Below are 21,626 nucleotides of genomic sequence, written 5' to 3' on the forward strand. Positions count from 1 at the left end.
AAGTATTATATGGATTCTATGAATTTCACAATGGCCTGTCGGTCTTCCTTTTTTAATTCACGGAATTTCTTAGTGGTCCAACGTGCGTGAGACACACCGCCTTCACGAGAGCAGCCATGCCACATAATAGCCTCTATGACATTACGTGCGCGAGCATCGTAAAGACGATCATCATGTCCCGTGCAGACTTTCATCAGTCCTTTTCCCCAAAGGGGCGGTGTGCGTATCCATCCTTTTCGCACATCATTCTTCATGTACAAACGATGAGACACTAAATCAGTATAAGGCCATATCTTTTGTTTCGGATAATGTGGCAAGCGAGCATCGTTGGGAGTAAAATTAAGATCACCCGGATATTTGAACAAGTCGTTTCCTGTTATCCACATTGGACGATGGCAAGTTGCGCATCCAATCTCCGTAAAGAGCTGCTTACCTCTCTGAACAGCAGGGTCATCCAAATTGCGAGCTGCTGGAACCGCAAGTCCGCGAAGCCAAACCATATAATTCAGGTAATCTCCATCCTTCATTTCAATGGGGTGGTCATCGCTCATAAAATAATTATAAATGTCTTTCTCAGGATTACCCGTCTTTTTCCATTCTGGATAATATTTATAAAAAACTTTTTGCACTTCAGGATCCTTGCTGGCAGTAAGCGCATACTCCTTCGTTACATTGATGCTGGTATGCCCCTTACGAGTTACATTAAAATTAGCCCAATGTTGCACATCCCATGTAAAAGTACTTAAGTCAAGGAAATGTCCAAAGCGGAAAGGAAGCTTCGTTATGGGATCGATTGCTGCCCACTGACCATTCTTAAACCGAGTTGGGTCGAGTGGGACGTGCGCCTCTTCGCGTTTCCACTGAAGCAGCAAACTGTCGTCATCAATGGCACCAATAAGACCATTGCCAAAGAAAGGAATGGCATTTTTTAAACGTATCGTAATGTCTTTTACATCAACCGGTTTGCCATTATGTGAAGGTTTCACATAGTAACCATCCTCTGGTATTTCCACCTCCGGATAAATCAGACTATAATGCTCACCATCTGGAAAAGCATTACCCCAATCATCGACGTACTCTTTCCATGTGATTTTAACCTTTGCCGGGTCAAGATAAGATTTGAAAGGAGGCATGCCCTGAAATTTTGGACTGAAAAACGACAGCAAGTCTCCATCAGAATTACATATCTCAAGTTCTGTGGAATTGCCCCATTGCTTGGGATCAAACCGGGTAATGCGCCAACCATGACCATAGCCACAATGACAACTCTCGCAGGAGGGACGCGAATAGAGCGGACCTCGCCCATTGAACGGACGAGTGCTGGAGTTGTACGGACGTTCAAAGAAGTACTCACCCATCTTAAATTGATACTCTAATCCGGCTTCCTCTATGGCAGGAGTCGGATCTTCGTATGCACTGGCAGTCGCATTGAAAGTTGTGCCGAGTTTTCCACCGGCATACCACTCGTCTGCCAACTCTGTTTTTTCACCCGGATTGGGTTTAGGCAAATTCACATCATCATGACATGCGGCAAGACTACCCCACATCATTGTCATGGTGATCAAAAAGAGAAACGATGTACTCTTCTTCATTCTTTTTTTCATAGCTATACTTTTTTAAAGGTGGGTCATCATCATGATATGAACAACCCACCTGATAAATTCAACCTATTGAGTGAAGAGTTCTTAGAAACCTCATTCACTTATTTTTCCAGTGCGCTCTTGAGTTTACTGAGCGTCTCATCTAAAGCTTTACAAGCATCCATGGCTTTCTCGCAGCTGGCATCCTTATAATTTTCAACAAAAGGAGCTTTCATGCCCTTGATGGCATCCTTTGCTTCCTTGATGGCATTCACCACTTCCATATCCATAGCCTTGTTATTCTTAGCCATATAGTTGTGCATGGAAGCTTTGCCACGCTTGCCCTCAATACCGCCATAGTAAACATTTTCTACGGAAATAATATTGTTATGGAAATCCTCGATCGACATCCTGCTATATGGAGACTCAATATAGGATATATCTTGACCGGTATGTGCGGAGCCTATTTTTGAAGTACCCACCTCATCGCAAATATCGTTGCATCCTGACACGATGGATTGTAGAGCGTTTACCCAAGACCTATAGATAGAACCGGGTTTGCCTGCCATGAGGATATTCTCTCCATACGACAAATCTTTTCCCCCTACGGTAACAGACAGTTCTACATCTTCTATGATGTGTCTCACCAAATCTGCATCGAGCTTTGACGCATATTCCTTACCTGCCCATGAGGTCAAGAGTTGCCAGCAGCTGTTTCGCAAATCGCCTGCAACGGCAATAGCATAAACCAAATACTTATCTTCTATAGAACCTGCGATACGAGGCTTCCCCTCATCAAATAGTATGTATTCCACACCATGATAACCCAATAATTCCTGACCGAGTTTCGTGCGTGCAGCGATATCAAAGTCTTCGCCATTGAGATCCTCGATATTCGTTGCGGTAGCAAGATATTTTTGCAAAGCCGGAAGGTCGAGAGGCCATGAGTCGATATGCGGATCAATACCAAAATCAGAAGCTGCACCAAAAAGGAAAGCCTCACTGCGTTCCCACCATTGACGTGAGAGGAGAAAATCCTCACAAGCTTTGTTGAGATTGTCTTGTGTCGGATTTTTCCGATAGGTTTTCAGATCTTCCACTAAGGCGGAAGCCTTCAGCGCCATTTGCTCATAAGTGGGAACCACTGTATTATTCACGAAGGCATCAGCAATTTCATTATAAGCCTTATCGCGCTCTTCCGACTGCGACAACGGTTTATCTTCATTTTCATCGCTACAAGAGACAAATGTTGTTGAAAGAGATAACGCAAGAAATGCCAAGAAAGCATAATTAAAAACTTTTTTCATTCTCATTTTTATTTATTATGTATAAATGGTTAGTTAAAGATATATCTTACAAGAAGAAACCTGCATAAGCAATGCCTATGGAAACACTCGGTTCATCGTTGAATTGCTTTTTGAGAAAACGCTTACTGAATTCAGCCTTGACTTGTAATTCCTTCATGGGGAAATAGTTAATACCGAATGCCATACGCTGTCGATCGGTCCATTCATAATCACTGTTTCCTTTCACCGGATGATAAGCATCATAGTGCTCATAGGCTCCAAAGCAGTAAAGTTTCTGCTTCTTGTCGCGCAGCATAGGGAACAAGTTCAGTACATCGTATCCCACTTGTATGCCGGCAGCATGAGCCCGATCGCCCACAAGTGTACGTTTGTAAGGCGAAGACGAACTCTGCGAACGATTGTAGATGGAAATGATATCGGCATCTCCAAGATGACCATAGTCAAAGTTTCCGAGAACGCGCCAGCCATGACCTTGATAATTAAAATCGAACGACCCAATAACAACGGTGCCTTTCACGTCTTTATATTTACCACGTTCATCACTCTGCAGCGTATTATTGAACGATTGTCCATAATAACCACTCAAACCCAAACGTAATCCCCGAATGGGATAGAAATCAAAACGGACAGCTGTGGCATATTTGTTGGACGGCGTAAACTCAAACGCACTGGCAGCACCATTCTTTATCCATTGGTCTTTGCTAAACATCAATGAGTTCAAACCCGGAAGGAACATAAGCTGATAACGCAAAAACTTCCAACGTCCCCAGACCGAAATTCCGGTCTGATGCCATGTGCAGGGAAGGATCTGACTTTCACCTTCAGGTCGATAGACCGTAAAGAACTCGTTGGGTGTATGATGTGCGTTGGTATAACCTATGGGCACAATGTCATGGCCCACACGAATATTCAGTTCGGGGCAAAATGACTTCTGAATCCAGAATTGCTCCAACGCAACTTCTCCTCCTCGCTCTATCTCACCTTCCCATTCGCCAAATTCTTCATCCTCCATTTCCATGGCACTCTCCGTTCCGCCATGCTCAAACTCTATTTCTGAATTCATCGACCAACCTTTACCAAAGTCATAACCTAACATCAGCACCACATGTGGCAAATCGGTCTGTCCCCTACTCTTGGCATCTTTATACCTTTCCGCTTTACTATAGCGATTGATATTATCTGAATAGAATAGACGACTCGTTACTGCCTCTCCGTAACCACCAAGCGTAAACTTGCTTTTTTTACGAGAGGCACACTTATCACATTTACCTCTGACCGCGCTTTTATCTAACTTCGAACTGCTGAGAGAATCGCTCTGCGCCTTCATCTTACAAGGACAATTCGTCAGGAGAAAAGCTCCGATCGAGACAATGATTAATAGACGTTTCATTTTGTTTTTTTTCTTAGTTTAATTACTTCTGATTTTGTTGCAAAATTAGAGGTTTTGCGCTACCGGAACAATACCCAAATGTGGGTAAATTTATCAAATATAAAGAAATAAAAACATATTTTCAAGGGTTCATATCCCCATTTATTATTAGTATTCTGCTAAAAACCAACCAAACATCAGGTAAAAAAACACTTTGTCCCACTGATTTCTGCTAACCGTTGGAATAAACAATAATTCAAAATCGTCTGAGCACTCAAAAACCATAGTTCCTTGTTAAGAGAATTACCAGTGAGTGGTAAGAGGATTACCAATGAGCGGTAAGGGGATTACCAATGAGTGGTAAGAGGATTACCAATGAGTGGTAAAAAATGTTTTAGCAAATTTACAAACCGCATGACATTCCTTTACACCTTATTTATTTAATAAATAGGTGTTCAAAAATAATTGCAACAATATTTTCGTTTGATTTTCAATCAGCCTTTTGACTTGAAAAGGGAGCGTAATGAGCTATTCGACCGTTGAAAGGCTGAAGAATGAAGAAAAAAGACGAAGAGATTGTGGTAAAGTGAAATCAAAAAACTAAGAAAGGTATATACGTTTAATTTTGAATACCCACTTAACAACTTAACTTCTTCAACATGGGCTCATGGAAAAGAAAAATCCCCCTTCCTACAATTTAATCAGAAGAGGGATATAAAACTTTATCGACCTTTGTCAGAAAGGTAAATCATCATCGGCAGATGATTCCGTTGCCGGTGGGAACGGATCCTGATTGCCGGCAGTGGTTGCCGGGTTGCCGGAGGGCTGAGATTGAGTTGGTGTAGCGGCGGCTATAGGAGCAGCGGCTTGAACGGCAGCAGCATCTATTCGCTGAATATTCCAAGCACGGATATTATTGTACCAACGCCCCTGATATTCATGTGCGTCAATATCGAAACTCACGATTATCTCTTCACCGGCCTTGATTCCAAACTGATCAATCCTTTCTGCACCAAAGATGTTGAATACCATCTTGCGAGGAAATTGATCATGTGTTTCAATTACATACTCCTGTGATTTCCACGGACCACGTGCCGAAGTTCCCTCACGAGCTTCCAATACGGCGATGACTCTTCCTTGTAATTCCATATATTCTGAAGTAATATTTATATTTTAATGTTTATTCCGAATGCGAAATTACTAAAAAAAGTTCTAAAAACAAAAACTTTTATTCTTAATTTTTGTTTTTCGGTGTGTTTTTTGTATTTTTGTAGAATAAAAGAGAAAGTTTTACGACCATCCGGGTGTAAGGCTTTCTGTAACAGAATGAATAATAACTAAAATACATAGGACGCTCATGAGATTTACAATTTCAAGTACTGCATTGGGCAGTAGATTGTTGACACTTTCGCGTGTTATTAACAGCAAAAATTCACTCGCGATTTTGGAATGCTTTCTTTTTAACGTACAAGATGGACAACTCAAAATCACAGCCTCGGACAGCGAGAACGTGATGCAATCCACCTTAAACCTTGACAGTTCTGAGGGAGAAGGCGCATTTGCTGTAAAAAACCAAACCATCTTAAACGCTGTAAAAGAACTTCCGGAACAACCCTTGAACGTGGACGTAAATTTCGAGGAGTTCAAGATTTATATTACCTATCAGAACGGTTCATGCAATTTTCCCATACTCAATGCGGAAGAATATCCTAAAGCACAGCCCGTGGCAGAGGATGCCACAAGCATAGTCATTGACTCCGAAATACTCTCGGAAGACATTACGCGCACTATCTTCGCTACGGCACAAGACGAGTTGAGGCCGGTGATGAACGGTATTTTCTTCGACCTTACACCCGATGCGCTGGCGATTGTGGCCACTGACGGACATAAATTGGTACGCAACACTATCACCTCCATAAAAAGCGAAGCACCGGCATCGTTCATTCTTCCAAAGAAACCCGCTAATTTGCTGAAAAATGTATTAACAAAGGATGGTGGTGATGTAGTTATCCGCTTCGATACACGGTCCGCCGAATTTTCTTACGCTGACGGTAATCTCACTTGCCGTCTCATCGAAGGCACCTATCCCAATTACAACAGCGTTATTCCGAACAACAATCCCTATCAAATTGCGATTGATCGCAAATCCCTTCTCGGTGCCATCAGACGTGTCTTACCCTTCGCAAGCGACTCTTCACAATTGATACGCTTCCACATCAACAACGGACAATTAGACCTCAACGCAGAAGATATAGATTTCGCAACCAATGCCAAGGAGAGCATCATCTGCGATTACGTCGGCAACCCCATGAACATAGGCTTCAAAGGGTCAAGCATGATTGAAATATTGAACAATCTCTCCGGCGATGACGTTAATATTCAACTTGCCGACCCATCACGAGCAGGAATTATCATTCCAAGCGAGTGCCCGGAAAATGAGAACATTCTCATGCTCATCATGCCCATGCTGCTAAATGATTAAACTCAGGCAGAATTGGGCAGATACATAAAACTTGCTGTCGAAAATCATTTAAAAAAAGTTAGAAATGCGATTAAACCTTACGAAGCCCCTGATTGTCTTCGATCTCGAGACAACGGGGCTTGACCTTGTTAAAGACCGTATCATACAAATTTCATATATAAAGGTACATACGGACGGAAAAGAAGAACGAGAAAATATTTTTATTAACCCGGAAAAAGAAATTCCCACAGAGGTGGAACAATTAACAGGTATCTCAAACGAACGAGTGGCAGATGCGCCAACTTTCAAGGAAAAAGCCGCCGAGCTGGCTTCTAAGTTCATGGGATGCGACTTCGCGGGCTTCAATTCCAATCGCTTTGATGTACCTATGCTGGCTGAAGAGTTTCTGCGTGCAGGTGTAAATTTCGACTTCTCAAAATCTAAACTCATCGATGCACAAAACATCTTTCACAAGATGGAACGAAGAAACTTAGCCGCTGCCTATGAATTCTACTGCGGTAGGAAGATGGAAGAAGATTTTCGCGCCCATCAAGCTGACGAGGACACCGAGGCAACTTGGAAAGTGCTGCAAGGACAAATTGAAATGTATTCACCCAAAAAACAAACCGACCCGGAACGAATATTACAGAATGACATGAATGAGCTGGCAGAGTTTTCCCGAATGAACGAATTTGTGGATTTTGCCGGAAGGATTATTTGGAAAGACATAACTGACAAAGACGGTAATGTTCTCCTTGATAAGCAAAACAAACCACAACGTCACGAGGTTTTTAATTTCGGGAAGTATAAAGGTTGGGACGTTGCAGAAGTTCTTCGCAAAGACCCCGGCTATTATAGTTGGATGCTTGCCAACGACTTCACCTACAACACAAAGCAAGTATTGACACGCATCCGCCTTCGAGAACTTCAAAACAAATAAGATATGCTGGAAGGAAAGAAAATAGTTTTGGGGATTACCGGATCGATTGCGGCATATAAAAGTTGTTTGATCATTCGCCAACTCATAAAAAAAGGTGCCGAAGTGCAAGTTGTCATCACGCCTGCGGGAAAGGAGTTCATCACCCCCATAACGCTTTCCGCGCTAACACATAAACCGGTTATCAGCGATTTCTTTTCACAACGTGACGGCACGTGGCATTCACATGTCAATCTTGGACTATGGGCAGATGCCATGCTGATAGCTCCGTGTACAGCATCGACTATTGGAAAATTGTGTAATGGCATAGCCGATAACATGCTCGTTACCACTTATCTCTCCATGAAAGCACCGGTATTTATCGCTCCGGCTATGGATCTTGATATGTTCAGACATCCCTCTACGCAAGAAAATTTACAAACGTTGCAAAAAAGAGGCAACCATATCATCGAACCCGGAAGAGGATTCTTGGCAAGCGGACTGGAAGGAAAAGGACGCATGGAAGAACCGGAAAAAATCGTTAAGGCTTTGGAAGATTTCTTTCGAGAAGAAAGAACAAACAAAGACTTCTCTGAAAAAAAAATACTGATTACAGCCGGTCCCACTTACGAGAAGATAGACCCTGTTCGTTTTATAGGAAATTACTCGTCCGGAAAAATGGGGTTTGCCTTAGCAGAAGAGTGCCGGAGAAGAGGTGCTGAAGTAACACTCATAACAGGTCCCGTACATTTGGATTGTTCCCCATCCATCAAGCGCATCAACGTGGAAAGCTGCCAACAGATGTTCGAGGCATGCCTCACAGCTTTCCCCATGACAGACGCAGCAATTCTTTGTGCGGCAGTTGCCGATTTCAAGCCACAAATTGTATCCAACCATAAAATAAAACGTGGGAAAGAGGGTTTACACATTGACCTTGAGCCAACTCAAGATATTGCTGCCACACTTGGACGGCAGAAGAGAGATGACCAAAAACTCGTAGCTTTCGCACTTGAAACAAACGATGAAGAAGTGCACGCAAAGGAAAAACTGGAAAGAAAGAATGCTGACTTCATCGTCTTGAATTCAACTAAAATTCCGGGAACAACATTCCAATCTGATGAAAATCAAATCACAATCATCTCAAGGAAAGGGAAAAAGAAGTATGAGAAAAAAAAGAAGATGCAAGTGGCTCATGATATTGTTGATGAATTGTCTGCTATCTTATAGTCATAATACTCTTGCACAGGAATTGCAGGCAAAAATAAAAATCAACCATAACCAGATACAAGGCACTGATGCTTCTATATTTGAAAACCTTCAACAAACATTGGAACAGTTTGTAAACGAACGCCAATGGACCAACTTGAAGTTTCAAAAAAACGAACGCATCATTTGCAATTTTAACATCACGGTTACTAAATATGACCCAAGCAGCAACGCTTTCAGCTGCACGGCTCTGATACAAGCCAACAGACCGGTATATAACTCTGCTTATACAACCACCTTATATAATAATCAAGATGGAGATTTTAACTTTGAGTTCGCACAATTCGATCAGTTGGAATTTAATGAGGAAAATATCGACAATCAGCTGACGGCTCTCTTTGCATATTATGCTTATCTCATCATCGGAATGGACCTTGATTCTTTCTCACCGATGGGCGGTGAGGATATACTCAGAAGATGTTTGAACTTAACCAATAACGCACAAAATCTTAATTTCACGGGGTGGAAAGCTTTTGAGAATCCTCACAACCGATTCGCTTTCATCAACGACTATCTTGATGAGGCTCTAAAACCTTTCAGACAACTTCAATACAATTATTACAGGATGGGACTTGACGAGATGGCAAACAGCGTGGAACGAGGCAGGACAAACATTACAACAACGCTGGAAAACGACTTAAAGAAAGCCCATGAAGGACGCCCCATGAGTCTGCTCACACAAATATGGACAGATTATAAGAAAGAAGAATTAGCACAAATCTATTTCGGGAAAGGTACACAAAAAGAGAAAGAAGCAGTTTATGAAATTCTTTTCGGCATCAACGCCAGCCAGAACGCTACTTGGGAGAAAATAAAAAAATAAGAAAACGATCATGCTCAAGCATCTTTACATAAAAAACTTTGCGTTAATCGATAAGTTGGACATTGACTTCCATTCGGGCTTTTCCGTCATCAGCGGTGAGACGGGAGCCGGAAAAAGCATCATTTTAGGAGCCATAGGACTGCTGTTAGGCAATAGAGCCGACAGCAAACAAATCAAGCAAGGGGAAAAGAAATGTATCATAGAGGCATTATTCGATATAGAGAAATACGATTTTGAGATTTTTTTTAATGAGAACAATATCGATTTTGAACCTAAAGAAACACTCTTACGAAGAGAACTCACCGATAAGGGGAAGTCAAGAGCATTTATTAATGACACACCGGTTTCCTTATCGCAAATGAAAATATTGGGCGAGCAACTAGTTGACATCCACTCACAACACCAAAATCTACTCCTGCAAAAACAAGACTTCCAACTGAACGTCATAGATACCATGGCACAGAACACCGCAAAACTGAAAAAATATCAAGTCATGTACAGTACTTATATTTCATCGGAGAAAAAGTTGGAACAACTGAAAAATGATATCCGAGAGCGCAAAGAGAACGAAGACTTCATCAGGTTTCAATTTGATGAACTCGATAACGCTAATTTGCAAGAAGGAGAACAAGAAAGTTTGGAAATAGAAAGCAGAGCCCTCTCACATGCGGAGGAAATAAAGAGTGCATTATATGAGGCAGACAATGCACTTAATAATGAAGACACGGGTGTCATAGACATGTTGAAAAAAGCTTCCGAAGCAATGCAAAATATCATTTCCGTTTTTCCAAAAAACAAAGACTTGGCAGAGCGATTAGAGTCTGCCTACATTGAATTACAAGATATCGGCAGTGAAATTGGAACAAATAAAGAGGATATAGATTTTAATCCAATGGAATTGGATAAAATAAACCAGCGGTTGGACAGCATCTATCACCTTGAACAAAAGTTCCATGTAGAAACTTTGAAAGAGCTAATCAATACTAAAAACGATTTAAAAATACAACTAAACAGCATCGATAATAGTTCGGAAGATATTAGGGAACTCGAAATGGAAGTTGAGCAAAAGCGAAACGACTGTAGGAAACAAGCTAAGCTATTAACAGCAACAAGACAAAAAGCAGCTAAACTGATAGAAGGGGAATTGAAAAAGAAACTTATTCCAATGGGTATTCCTAATATTAGGTTCTGCATTGATATTCATGAAAAGCCAATGAGCGACAATGGAACCGACGCCATAGAGTTTCTTTTCTCTGCCAATAAGAATAGTCCGCTACAACCTGTTGCCCATGTAGCTTCAGGCGGAGAAATCGCGCGCGTCATGCTATCGATGAAAGCGATGATAACGGGAGCTCTTCAACTTCCAACCATCATCTTCGACGAAATTGATACCGGCGTAAGTGGCAAGATAGCACAGCAAATGGCACTTACCATGCAGGAAATGGGAAAACATGACAGACAAGTAATCTCCATTACTCATTTGCCACAAATCGCCGCAATGGGGACGAGTCATTACAAAGTAGAAAAAAAAGACACGGAAATGGGAACAACCAGCCATCTAAGGGAGCTAACCCAAGAGGAACGCATCACGGAAATAGCTCAAATGCTTTCCGGATCTGACATCAGCGAAGCAGCTTTACGCAACGCGAAAGAATTATTGGAATATAGTATAAGAGAGAAAATAAATTAATATAGAACAACATTGAAATAAACATAAACAAGTTGTATGAAAAAGATTATTAAAACATTCCTAACGCTCATATTTATCATTTATCATGGTACGGTATTGGCGCAACCATCTAACATAAAGAAAGCAGCAAACTCCACTTTCACACTTACTACATTTAAAGCAGATGGATCCATATTGGCAAACTCTAACGGCTTCTTTATTACTACCAATGGGGTATGCGTCAGTCCTTGGAAACCTTTTATCGGTGCAAGCCGGGCTGTCGTTATAGACAATAAAGGACAAAAGCACGAAGTTGAAGCTATCATGGGTGCAAATGGAATCTACGACATCACGAAATTCAAAATCAACGCATCCACAACACCAATTAACTTAACATCCAATATTACAAGCAATTCTAATGCATGGATAGTTACCACATCTAAAAGTCATTCTGCAGAGAAAGCCACTGTGAAAAGGGTGGAGAAGTTCATGGAAAAATACAACTATAGCGTGCTTGTAACTTCTGCCGATGAACAGTGCAATGGAGCTTTGGTTACCAACGATATGGGACAAGCCATCGGAATGTATGCTTTCAATAATGAAATACGAAGTGCCACAGATGCGACTTTCGCCCGAGACTTCAACATTTCCGGACTTTCTCAAAATGACCTTACACTTCGCGACTGTTTCATAAGGGTGGCGTTACCAACCGAACAGGAAGAGGCCATTATAGCACTCATGTTATCGACAGACAAACCGGAAAAATATAGAGAAGGAATCGTGGATGAGTTTTTGAAAAAGTTCCCACAACTAAATGACGGATACGCAGCAAAAGCTAATTTATTGATTAGCAAAGAGGAATTTGAAAAAGCGGACAAAGTGCTGAGAGAAGCGATTGCAAAAACTACAGCTAAAGATGTGGCACATTATAACTTTGCAAGAATACAATACCAGTGTGTCCTAAATACCACAACATCAAAAACTGTGAAAGACTTAGGATGGACACTTGATGAAGCGATGAAAGAAGTTCTGGAGGCGAACAAAATTAAACCAAACCCACAATATAGGCATTTGCAAGCAAAACTCATATTTGCAAAAAGGGATTACGAAAAAGCTTACAAAGCATTTGAAGCCCTTACCACCTCTTCCATAAAAAATCCGGAGTTGTATCTTGAAATGGCGCAATGCAAACAACAATTGAATGGGGACGACAATGAAATTCTCAATTTGTTGAATCAAAGTATTGAACTTTGCGATACACCATATGTACGAACATCAGCTCCCTATTTCTTCGCTCGCGCCCAACAGTTAGACAAAATGGGGCAATACCGGCTTGCCATGAAGGATTACTACGCTTATGAATACTTCTATCGAGGACAATTGGGAGCTGAATTCTACTATATGCGAGAACAATGCGAAGCGAAAGGAAAGTTATGGCAACAAGCACTGCAAGACATTCTCATTGCCTCTCGATTAGACCCTAAAGAGCCAATATATTGTGCTGAAGCCGGAAGTCTTTTGCTTCGCGTAAATAAATTTGAAGCAGCCATCAGCGCGGCAAAACAAGCAATAGAACTTAAACCGGATTATGCTGAGGCTTACTTGATATTGGGAATAGCACAATGTCAAAGCAACCAAAAGGAAGAAGGGATAAAAAATATTCAAAAAGCCAAAGAACAGGGAAATGATCAAGCAGATTCTTTCTTGGAGAAGTACAAATAAAAGAATAAAAAAAATTAAAAAATTTGGCAATAAAGAACGGATTTACTAATTTTGCACCCGATTTTGATGGTTCCGTAGCTCAGTTGGATTAGAGCAACAGCCTTCTAAGCTGTGGGTCTTGGGTTCGAACCCCAACGGAATCACAACCTAAGAAAAAGAGGATTTTGACAACAAAATCCTTTTTTTTGTTTAGAATGAGCCACTTGTAAGCTAATTAGCACATTTAGAGGTGTTTATACTTAATGTTAAACCCCGTGGTAATGGGAAGTAATGAGAGCAAAAAGGAGCTCTCGGGAATAAAATGTGTTACCAATTTGTGTTACCAGAATACACAATGTGTTACCACTTTTTCCACCAACCTCCCTTCTCCACAAAAATGATGCTAATATGGCAAAACAGGAAGTTGTGGTCATCTTTGACCGAAAAAAGGTAGCCGACAAACGCGACAAAGGAAAAGTTGAGGTCCGTGTCTATATCAGTAGAACCGAGAGAAAATATATTTCTCTTGGTGATGTAGCTCCTGATGAACTGGAGACTTTCATAAGTTCTCCTAAGGTATGTGCTATCAAGAAAAGATGTGAGCAGATTTTGGCTGCAATGAGTGTTCTTGACGATAAGCTATCCGTTGAGAAGTTTGACTCCTATTATTACGAAACAGAAGACAATCCATTTGCCAAAAGTAAAGGCTCGGTAAATTTCTTGCTGTATATGGAACAATCCATTAAGCAAGAAAACATACGTGAGGGTACACGCAAACACAAGATTTGCACATTGGAAGCTATCAGGCGTTTTGGTCAGATAAAAACCACAAAGGACTTAACGCGGGAAAATTTGGTAGCCTTTGACCAATGGCTTAGAGATGGCACCCGCTCTGATGTTGCAATCAATAACTATCACAAGAATTTTCGTATCTATACAAAGAGGCTTGCTACAGAAAATGTTATAGACGTTGATCCTTACAACTTGGTTAAATTTAAGCGAGGCAAATGTAAAGAACGTGAGCCGCTTTCTGAAACAGAATTGAAAAAAATCCGAACAATAAAACTGGAGGGAAAACTGGATAAGGTCAGAGATTTGTTTGTGTTCGCCGCCTATACTGGTTTGGCATATTGCGATGTTCAATCATTTAGCTTTGATACGATGACGGAACTGCAGGGAACATTGTATTATATTGATGGAAGCAGATTAAAGACTGGCTCTAAATTCTTCACTCCCATTCTCAAACCGGCAATGGAGGTGCTCAAAAAGTATGATTTCAAGTTGCCGAGAATATCCAATCAAAAGGCAAACGACTACCTGCATCTCATCCAGGCAGCCATGAAGCTCAACAAGAACTTGACCTTCCACATTGCCCGGCACTCGTTTGCGACGCTGGCTCTTGCCCACGACGTGCCCATAGAGAATGTCGCACGCATGTTGGGGCATCAGAACATCCGGACCACGCAGATTTATGCGAAGGTGCTGAAATCGACCATCGAGCGACATGCGGTAAACCTCCAGAAGGCAATCAGATGAATGATGAATAAATCTCACACCCACATAGAGCCACACCTCCCACTTCGAGGTATGGTTTTATGTTTTACGCTCCATCAGATAATTCACCAAGTAGGCAATGCCACCAAAAATCATCCACAAGACATACAAAAAACCTTTAATCACCCAACCTATCAGCTGGAAGATGGCCCTAAGCATGATATATACGAAGAGAAACACTTGCATCTTAAAACATTATTAGTCCTACTAAAGGTAGGAAAAATAACTGAGAAAAGCAAGAAAAAAGCCATCTAAAACATTGATTATCAGTAGTTTTTTTGTGGTTATATATTCTCGTAATGTCACTATTTCACGGCATCGGATTTTCGTCTTTTCTCGAAGCAGCGGACTCGTGACTTCGGTTTATCCCAATATCGACAAATCGGGATTTCGATATTCCAATTTCACGAAAACTCTTTTATTGAAAAAAGGGCGAGGGACATTGCAACTCATCATTTCTTGCTAACTTTATTACAGACAAGCAAGTGGCGGGACTACATTTCCCTAACGGAGTTTGGGTAGCAAGTTGTACTTTTGTGCGGACAAAAGTGACTTGCCAACTCTGTCAAGTTGGGGATTATTCTTCGCAACTCAGAATATAAACAGAAGAATATGGAACGGAAAACGAAAAGACTCTGGATAAGGATTTCAGCACAGGATGCCGAACTGATTAAGCAGAAAGCGGCCAACTACAAGACGGTCAGCAGTATGATATGGGATGCCATCAAACAATTTGACGACACGGGAACAAAGCGGAAGATAGCCGCACTCAACGAGATGACAGCCCTTTACAAGAAGTATCAGCAGGACTTGGCATGGATGGGCGGCAACTTCAATCAGCTGGTCAAGCGTGCCAACGAACTGGCGATAGCCAATGAGCTGACACTTCCCTATTTTGAGAAAGTGCTTTACCCTCAAATCATGGAGCTGCAAAAACTCTTAACAGCGGTAAAACAGGAACAGCATCAAATAGTCAAACGATTAACACGATAAAGCGGAAAGCAGTTATCGGTAAATACCGATTTACCGTTTCCATCTTCTCACGATAACGCAAAAGCACAAAAAAACGATGATAGCAACCATACTTCCCTCCAGCACAAATTTCCATGCCGTCGAGTACAACGAGCGAAAAGTAGCCAAAGGCCAGGCAGTACTCCTTGAAATGAAGAACTTCGGTTATGTGGGAGCCGCTGATGGCTACACTCCCGAACAGCTGCAACAATACCTGATTGATTATTCGGCAAGAAACGAGCATATCCGCAAGGCTCAGTTCCATGTGGCCATCTCCTGCCGGGGACATGAATATTCTCAAGAGCAACTTTTGGATATTGCCCACCAGTATCTTCACGAAATGGACTATGATGATGAGGGGCAGCCGCTTCTTATCTATGCGCACAATGACACCGACAACAATCACCTGCACATCATCACCAGCCGGGTGAATCCCAATGGCCAGAAAATAGACCACAACCACGAGCGCATCCGATCGCAGGAGGCCATCAACAAAATTGTTGGCGAAGATGAGGAATTGCGTGCTGATTTGTTTTTGAAGGAGGCCCTTAGTTACAAGTTCAATTCGCTTACACAATTCAAAGCCATCATGGAGGCATCTGGCTATGAATGTTTCGAGCGTGACAGCAACCTCGAAATTGCACGTGGCGGACGGGTACGAACAAAAATCGGAATGGAAGATTTGACCGCAAAATTCTCTGTTATTGATGAAAAGAAAACCTACAAACGTCGTAGGCAACTGGGGGCTGTTATGAAAAAGTATCGCAACATGGTTGCCAGCCGCAGTGAACTGTCAGACATCTTGCAAAAGAAGTTTGGTGTATCGCTCGTTTTCTTTGGTTCAAAGGACAAACCATACGGTTACATGATAGTAGATCACTCCAAACAAACGGTGTATAAAGGTGGCAGTGTGCTCTCTATCAAACAACTGCAACACTTCATGAGCGAAAAAGAACGAATCAATAAGGTAGAGCTCTACGTGGATGCCATGCTGGAGGATAATCCCCGGATGATTGCTTACGAACTCAACAGAATGTTATGGCGACAGTATGGTACTCGCATTTCCAAAGGCCGTTTCAGGCTGCTCAATGGCAGGGAGGTCGCCCTGATCGATAGTGTGCAAAAGGTATTAAAATTCAACTTTATGTTGCACTGTGTCCAGGCCTTTTGCCCCACCAACGAGGTGGAGCGTGATATACTCTGTCGTATCTGGAAGATTGAAAATCCCTACCTTATTTATATAGATCCTCACAGCAAACCCAACAATGGCTTTGCCGTAGAAGTGCTGAACAATCTGGCTGCATCAACCGAGAAGCAAGACTTGTGGGCAGCATTAAAAGAAAATCATCTTGCCATTTTCAGACAAGGTGACGAATACTATTGTGTCGATTTCTCGTACAAGTGCATTTTTAACTTGGCTTCAGAAGGTATTAACTTCAAAGCCTTGCTCCCAGTTCTGCAAGTGCTCCAACCTATGCCGGCCCAAAGTTCCCGCCATTCTAATAATATTCTGGGTAACGTCCTTTTGCATCAGACATCGGTTTCCGACCGTAATGCCGAATGGGAAGTGGGTGACAATGGTGGTTATGTGGTGGATGGAGAGTGGAAATTGAAAAGATAGATAAACCCAAATCGGTCATTAGAAAATTTTGCTTTCATTTTGTCTTGAAATAGAATGAAAGATGCATATTGTGTTAGTATATAGATGCTATAACGATGGAACAGCCTGCTATAATCTGACTTTTTGCACGAAAAATCTCTAATGACCGATTTGGGATAAAACCTTTGTACAATCTTTGCAAAATTTCCTTTCTACTCCTCATTTCGTTTGGAAATATTATCCCCACAATAGCCTATTCATTCGTGATGGGTTTCAGCGAAAGATAGTTGTTTCCCGAATTACTGTTCGGGCAGCCTCTTCAAAGGGCTAACTGTTGGAATGTACGACAGGATAGAAATCCACAATACCCAATCCTGTGAAATCATCGAAGCGTGGTGTCTGTGCGAAATGATCATCTATTTTTATGGCGTACTCCATATTAGAGGAGAAATCATTGCTCCTTTCGAGTCTCCGATACCATGCTGCTTGTACCCGACTCATCAATATAACCAATATAAACTTTGGGGCTAACCAGGCCTATCGTTTTTTGGGGATTTATCCCAGAAAGTAACAACATATATTACTTGCTTTTTACATTTCTCTCACCATCAATCACGTATCTAATCCGCTCTATGAGATTATAGAAGTCAGGTGTACCACTTGGCTCAACCAACTTCTGAGGAACAACTAAACTATACCCCCCTCCGATATGAGGGCGGTCTTTGATGTCTTGAACGCTATCGATACACCACTCATTGCGCTTACCAATATCATGCAAAACTTTGGTATGCCTGATACAAGTCTCCAAATCGTCATATTTACGAACAGCAATATCTTCAGCCTTCTTCCATGTCATATCTACTATACAAAGCGAGTAGCGTTCCTTCTGCTCTACTGATGTTTTGAATTGGAGGGCTGACATTTCCACAGAATCGCTGGTACTCCATCGAGACTTGACTTCGATATAATACACCACTTTATCACCTAGCCAGACCTTATAGTCTTGACCACCTTGCTGATCACAAACCTCGACTTCTAATTGTTTGTTGCTGATAGCATCTTGTAATTTCTCTAGAAGAAGTTTCTCTGCAAAATTACCTAATTCACGGATGAAATCTTTATGACGATTCTCATAATCTTTTTGAGCCAAGGTATTCCGACCAGCATCAATAATCTCCTGCATCCTAGGATCATCGGCGAGTTCAGCCAGCGACTTAATCTTAGTTTTATCTTTCAAGAGTGTATATACGTTAGGCAAATCTTTATCGTCAATGCGGTGGAGGAAGATTTCAGCCTTATTCTTATTGATATTAGTGAACCAATCTTCCCAGTTCTCATCCTTGCTATCAAGATGCTTGATAATTTCAAGAGTAACTTCAGAACTATAGTTCGATTCTTGAAGGGCATCATCAATAGGACGGGCGACATTCTCTTTAATTTTATCCTTTGTGAACTTTTCAAAGTCTTTGAAGCAGAGGTCAACCCACTTATCACGTATATCTTCTCCCTTTACCCGTTTGTAATATGAACTCAAGTCATCAATATCCTCGGCTTTATATGTTTCACTCTCGGCCAACACATGCAGTGTATCCCACTTACAGAGTTTGCCATTCTGATTAGGGAATATCGCATAATCCTGCATGGTCTTCTGATAGGCAGTTGGACGTTCCTTGTTAGAGAGTGCATTCAAAAGTTGATACAATGTTTTATGATTTTGTTCGTACCATTTAGCATTTTCCGTTGCTGCAAGTTCTATCTGCTTAAATTGCCATTTGACGAGGGAATCGAACACCACATTATACATCAGCTGCTCCTTGTCCACATCACCAAGATGCGGAACATGATTAAGCTGCAGTTGCTTATTGTGCATACCACAGATGATCATCATGGCTTTGTAACGTGTATTGCCTGGAGTAGACGTTGGGAAAGTCATGCAGAAATCTATAACAGCTTCTAAGTTATCTCTGTAAGGCTTAGTCTTCATCTCTTCGGCGCTCACAAAACCACTAAGTGCAGTCTTCAAATCTTCGCGTGTTGGCGATACCCATTCATCGTAAACCTTGGCGTATTGTTCGTCCACCAACTGATTGGTAAAATCTGGCACTAATGGTTTGATGACCATATAGAGGTTGCCGGGTATATTCTCACCATTTCGCAGATTGTTAATCGGACAAAGTACACCTTCTCGATTTGGAATTATAGCCTTACGAAAATGCTCCGTTTGTCCACTCTCCTTCAAGTACATTAGGAACTCCAGTAAACTAGTCTTATCATTGTGTTCTATAATATTGTTGACGATATCTTCTACCGACACAACCCATTCCCTTTTTTCAGGATCCCATCCAAAGACAATGTCACTCCAATCAAGAATTTCTTCCATTTTCGGTAAGCAGGAAACCTTGCTGGCATAATCATAAATAACTTTCAGGTATTTTTCATGGCCTTCCTTTCTCAGAAACTCTACAATGGTATGGTCAAGAACCTTAATTTTGTCAGTTTGACTGATACTTACATGTTCATTTGTCGTTTCAATGAAGGGAATAGACTGAAATTCGTTCACCCATTTAGTGTGAAGCGACTTGAAGTATTCTACCATCGCAGGTTTCATAGCGGTTGTCTCAAAGCCGACTGGTGCCAAAGTAATACTCCCCGATATATTCGCACTATGTTTCCTTAAATACTCAAACAGCATTGTGCACATCTCATCAATCAACGCTACATCAGCATCAATCTTATTTTGGTGTTCACTATTTCCATCCGGTAATACAATTAGGTCACGAGGTTCGGTAGGGAAAAATTTTTCCGAGTGAAATATATAGTTAATTCTATGTTGCTCGGTTCCTAATAGTGGAAAGAAGATGAAGAAACGAGGAACATTGTTCAGTTTCTTAGCCTCGGTTGCTTGACATAGAGGTAGAATAACTATTTCCTTACCATCCTCCGATTGCAAATAGAATACATCTATCGGCTTCCGGTCTTTCCAAATTCTCTTACAGTGAAGTCCTTCTGTATCTTGTTCGTTCTCTTTGCGGAAGTCAATTCTCGTCCCATCTTCCAGCTGTATTGTACACTGCTCAATACGTTCATTGATTGTCATTACATACGGCATCAATTCGATAGCTGCTTCTACTCCTGTTCTTGCAGCCTCTTTTCTGTCTGAACGGTCTAAATGGTACAAGAATACTGTTTCCTGCTCTGCTGTTGCAGTTGTCTCTCTATCCAACAATTCGTCCAACCTACTTAATTGATTTGTCATTGATTCAATCATACCAGAGAGGTCATCCGAACTACGATCGATGACAAAACCTTTCCCATCAGAAGATTCCAAAGAGACATATAATCCCTCAGCAACTTCATAGGATCCAAACAATTCAAGCACTCGGCTGAACTTATGAGTGGTCATAAAACCCGTACCAAACTGCCCAGCGGCATCAGGATCTTCTTTCTCCTTGGACGACACCTGCTTTATGAGTGAACTCAGACTATCAAAATTAAAAGGTCGGCCGTTATGCGCAAATATTAACTTATCCTCATATAGTTCAATGCGGATATGAGAATGTCGAGAAAGGTCACGTGCATTCTGTACCAATTCCCAGATAGCACGATGAGCCGTGCTATCATCAAACTTGCCAATACCTTGCAATATCTTTTGGCAATGTTGCTTGTTATCTTGCCTCCGTGCCTTCTCCTTGTTCAGTTTTTGTATTTCCAACTTTTGGATGTTCCCTAATGCCATTGTAGTAATTGATTATTATTCCTTATATCTTTACTTGTAGTTATTTTCTCAATCAGTGAGATGAGCTCGTTAGTTACGTTACTGCTACCCTGCATCGCTGTGATGGCCTTGCCAAAGTCCATCGCTATACGTAAATCGACAATTAGCTGCTCCACCTCACTCACACATTGAGATAGTCCACTCAACTATCGTTGCTCTGCCTCTATCTTTTGTTTTAACTCTGAGATTTGGCTTTCAATGGTTTGCCGCGCCATCACTGAAATCGACAGCATCATGGTACATACAACAACAAATAGTTTCTCCATAGCAGGAAAGTTATGATAATGATAGTTAATTTCCAAAGACAAAGATACGATATTCTTTGTATATCATCCGTTTACTACCCTAAAAAATTCCACCCCTCATATTCGTCACCCCCTTGAAAATCATCGACCGTTAATCTATCTTAATCTTTATTTTGTGCTTGATTTTAGGGCAATCCCCACACATCATATTCTCTAATCATACGTCTTATTACATTTACACAAAGGCACATTAACCATCTATCAATGAGGCTCTTCACGGCAACAAAGCCACTTGCAAGTATAAAACAAAAACACTATCTTTGTCCATGATTTCACGATTTAGCATCTT

General features: G+C 41.4%; 16 protein-coding genes and 1 tRNA gene. 11 read left to right on the top strand and 6 right to left on the bottom strand.

Annotated features, from left to right (window positions below; all coding sequences use genetic code 11):
• Nucleotides 1–5 precede the first annotated feature (5 nt).
• The 4 genes from E0E16_RS05150 to E0E16_RS05165 all read right to left on the bottom strand — a co-directional run bounded on the left by E0E16_RS05150 (nucleotide 6) and on the right by E0E16_RS05165 (nucleotide 5,405).
• Entirely contained in the window at nucleotides 6–1,592 is a 1,587-nt protein-coding gene (locus E0E16_RS05150; RefSeq protein WP_130829362.1) for a di-heme oxidoredictase family protein, read from the bottom strand.
• A 110-nt stretch (nucleotides 1,593–1,702) separates the two neighbouring features.
• Entirely contained in the window at nucleotides 1,703–2,887 is a 1,185-nt protein-coding gene (locus E0E16_RS05155; RefSeq protein ID WP_130829749.1) for an imelysin family protein, read from the bottom strand.
• A 46-nt stretch (nucleotides 2,888–2,933) separates the two neighbouring features.
• A complete protein-coding gene (locus tag E0E16_RS05160; RefSeq protein ID WP_130829363.1) occupies nucleotides 2,934–4,277 on the bottom strand; it encodes a hypothetical protein in 1,344 nt (447 codons plus the stop codon).
• Between the two features lie 714 nt (nucleotides 4,278–4,991).
• Nucleotides 4,992–5,405, bottom strand: coding sequence for a DUF3127 domain-containing protein (locus E0E16_RS05165; protein WP_130829364.1), 414 nt, complete (start codon nucleotides 5,403–5,405; stop codon nucleotides 4,992–4,994).
• Nucleotides 5,406–5,613: 208 nt separating this feature from the next.
• Here E0E16_RS05165 and dnaN point away from each other — a divergent pair, with 208 nt between their 5' ends.
• The 11 genes from dnaN to E0E16_RS05215 all read left to right on the top strand — a co-directional run bounded on the left by dnaN (nucleotide 5,614) and on the right by E0E16_RS05215 (nucleotide 17,278).
• On the top strand, nucleotides 5,614–6,738 hold the full coding sequence (dnaN, locus tag E0E16_RS05170) for a DNA polymerase III subunit beta (RefSeq protein ID WP_130829365.1): 1,125 nt from the start codon (nucleotides 5,614–5,616) through the stop codon (nucleotides 6,736–6,738).
• A gap of 64 nt (nucleotides 6,739–6,802) precedes the next feature.
• A complete protein-coding gene (locus E0E16_RS05175; protein WP_130829366.1) occupies nucleotides 6,803–7,657 on the top strand; it encodes a 3'-5' exonuclease in 855 nt (284 codons plus the stop codon).
• Between the two features lie 3 nt (nucleotides 7,658–7,660).
• Nucleotides 7,661–8,860, top strand: coding sequence for a bifunctional phosphopantothenoylcysteine decarboxylase/phosphopantothenate--cysteine ligase CoaBC (gene coaBC / locus E0E16_RS05180; RefSeq protein WP_130829367.1), 1,200 nt, complete (start codon nucleotides 7,661–7,663; stop codon nucleotides 8,858–8,860).
• A complete protein-coding gene (gene porD / locus E0E16_RS05185; RefSeq protein WP_446676318.1) occupies nucleotides 8,826–9,722 on the top strand; it encodes a type IX secretion system protein PorD in 897 nt (298 codons plus the stop codon). Before coaBC ends, porD begins: the two co-directional genes overlap by 35 nt.
• 10 nt (nucleotides 9,723–9,732) lie before the next feature.
• Entirely contained in the window at nucleotides 9,733–11,412 is a 1,680-nt protein-coding gene (gene recN, locus E0E16_RS05190; protein WP_130829368.1) for a DNA repair protein RecN, read from the top strand.
• A 36-nt stretch (nucleotides 11,413–11,448) separates the two neighbouring features.
• Nucleotides 11,449–13,113: a tetratricopeptide repeat protein gene (locus E0E16_RS05195; protein ID WP_130829370.1), complete on the top strand. Its 1,665-nt coding sequence runs from the start codon at nucleotides 11,449–11,451 to the stop codon at nucleotides 13,111–13,113.
• A gap of 68 nt (nucleotides 13,114–13,181) precedes the next feature.
• Nucleotides 13,182–13,256, top strand: a tRNA-Arg gene (locus tag E0E16_RS05200).
• Nucleotides 13,257–13,500: 244 nt separating this feature from the next.
• Nucleotides 13,501–14,628, top strand: coding sequence for a site-specific integrase (locus E0E16_RS05205; RefSeq protein WP_130829371.1), 1,128 nt, complete (start codon nucleotides 13,501–13,503; stop codon nucleotides 14,626–14,628).
• On the top strand, nucleotides 14,629–14,901 hold the full coding sequence (locus E0E16_RS13515) for a hypothetical protein (protein WP_162304002.1): 273 nt from the start codon (nucleotides 14,629–14,631) through the stop codon (nucleotides 14,899–14,901). It abuts the gene before it with no gap.
• A gap of 357 nt (nucleotides 14,902–15,258) precedes the next feature.
• The gene (locus tag E0E16_RS05210; RefSeq protein ID WP_130829373.1) at nucleotides 15,259–15,639 is read left to right on the top strand and encodes a hypothetical protein; all 381 of its coding nucleotides are present in this window, start codon (nucleotides 15,259–15,261) and stop codon (nucleotides 15,637–15,639) included.
• A 76-nt stretch (nucleotides 15,640–15,715) separates the two neighbouring features.
• Entirely contained in the window at nucleotides 15,716–17,278 is a 1,563-nt protein-coding gene (locus E0E16_RS05215) for a relaxase/mobilization nuclease domain-containing protein (RefSeq protein ID WP_130829375.1), read from the top strand.
• Between the two features lie 306 nt (nucleotides 17,279–17,584).
• Here the strand turns inward: E0E16_RS05215 and E0E16_RS13920 are convergent, their stop codons facing one another.
• Together E0E16_RS13920 and E0E16_RS05220 are read right to left on the bottom strand one after the other, a co-directional pair.
• Nucleotides 17,585–17,758, bottom strand: coding sequence for a hypothetical protein (locus E0E16_RS13920; RefSeq protein ID WP_158635980.1), 174 nt, complete (start codon nucleotides 17,756–17,758; stop codon nucleotides 17,585–17,587).
• Between the two features lie 79 nt (nucleotides 17,759–17,837).
• The gene (locus E0E16_RS05220) at nucleotides 17,838–20,993 is read right to left on the bottom strand and encodes a sacsin N-terminal ATP-binding-like domain-containing protein (protein ID WP_130829377.1); all 3,156 of its coding nucleotides are present in this window, start codon (nucleotides 20,991–20,993) and stop codon (nucleotides 17,838–17,840) included.
• Nucleotides 20,994–21,626: the final 633 nt, after the last annotated feature.

It is taken from the genome of Prevotella rectalis (genome assembly GCF_900607215.1).
Taxonomy (GTDB): domain Bacteria; phylum Bacteroidota; class Bacteroidia; order Bacteroidales; family Bacteroidaceae; genus Prevotella; species Prevotella brunnea.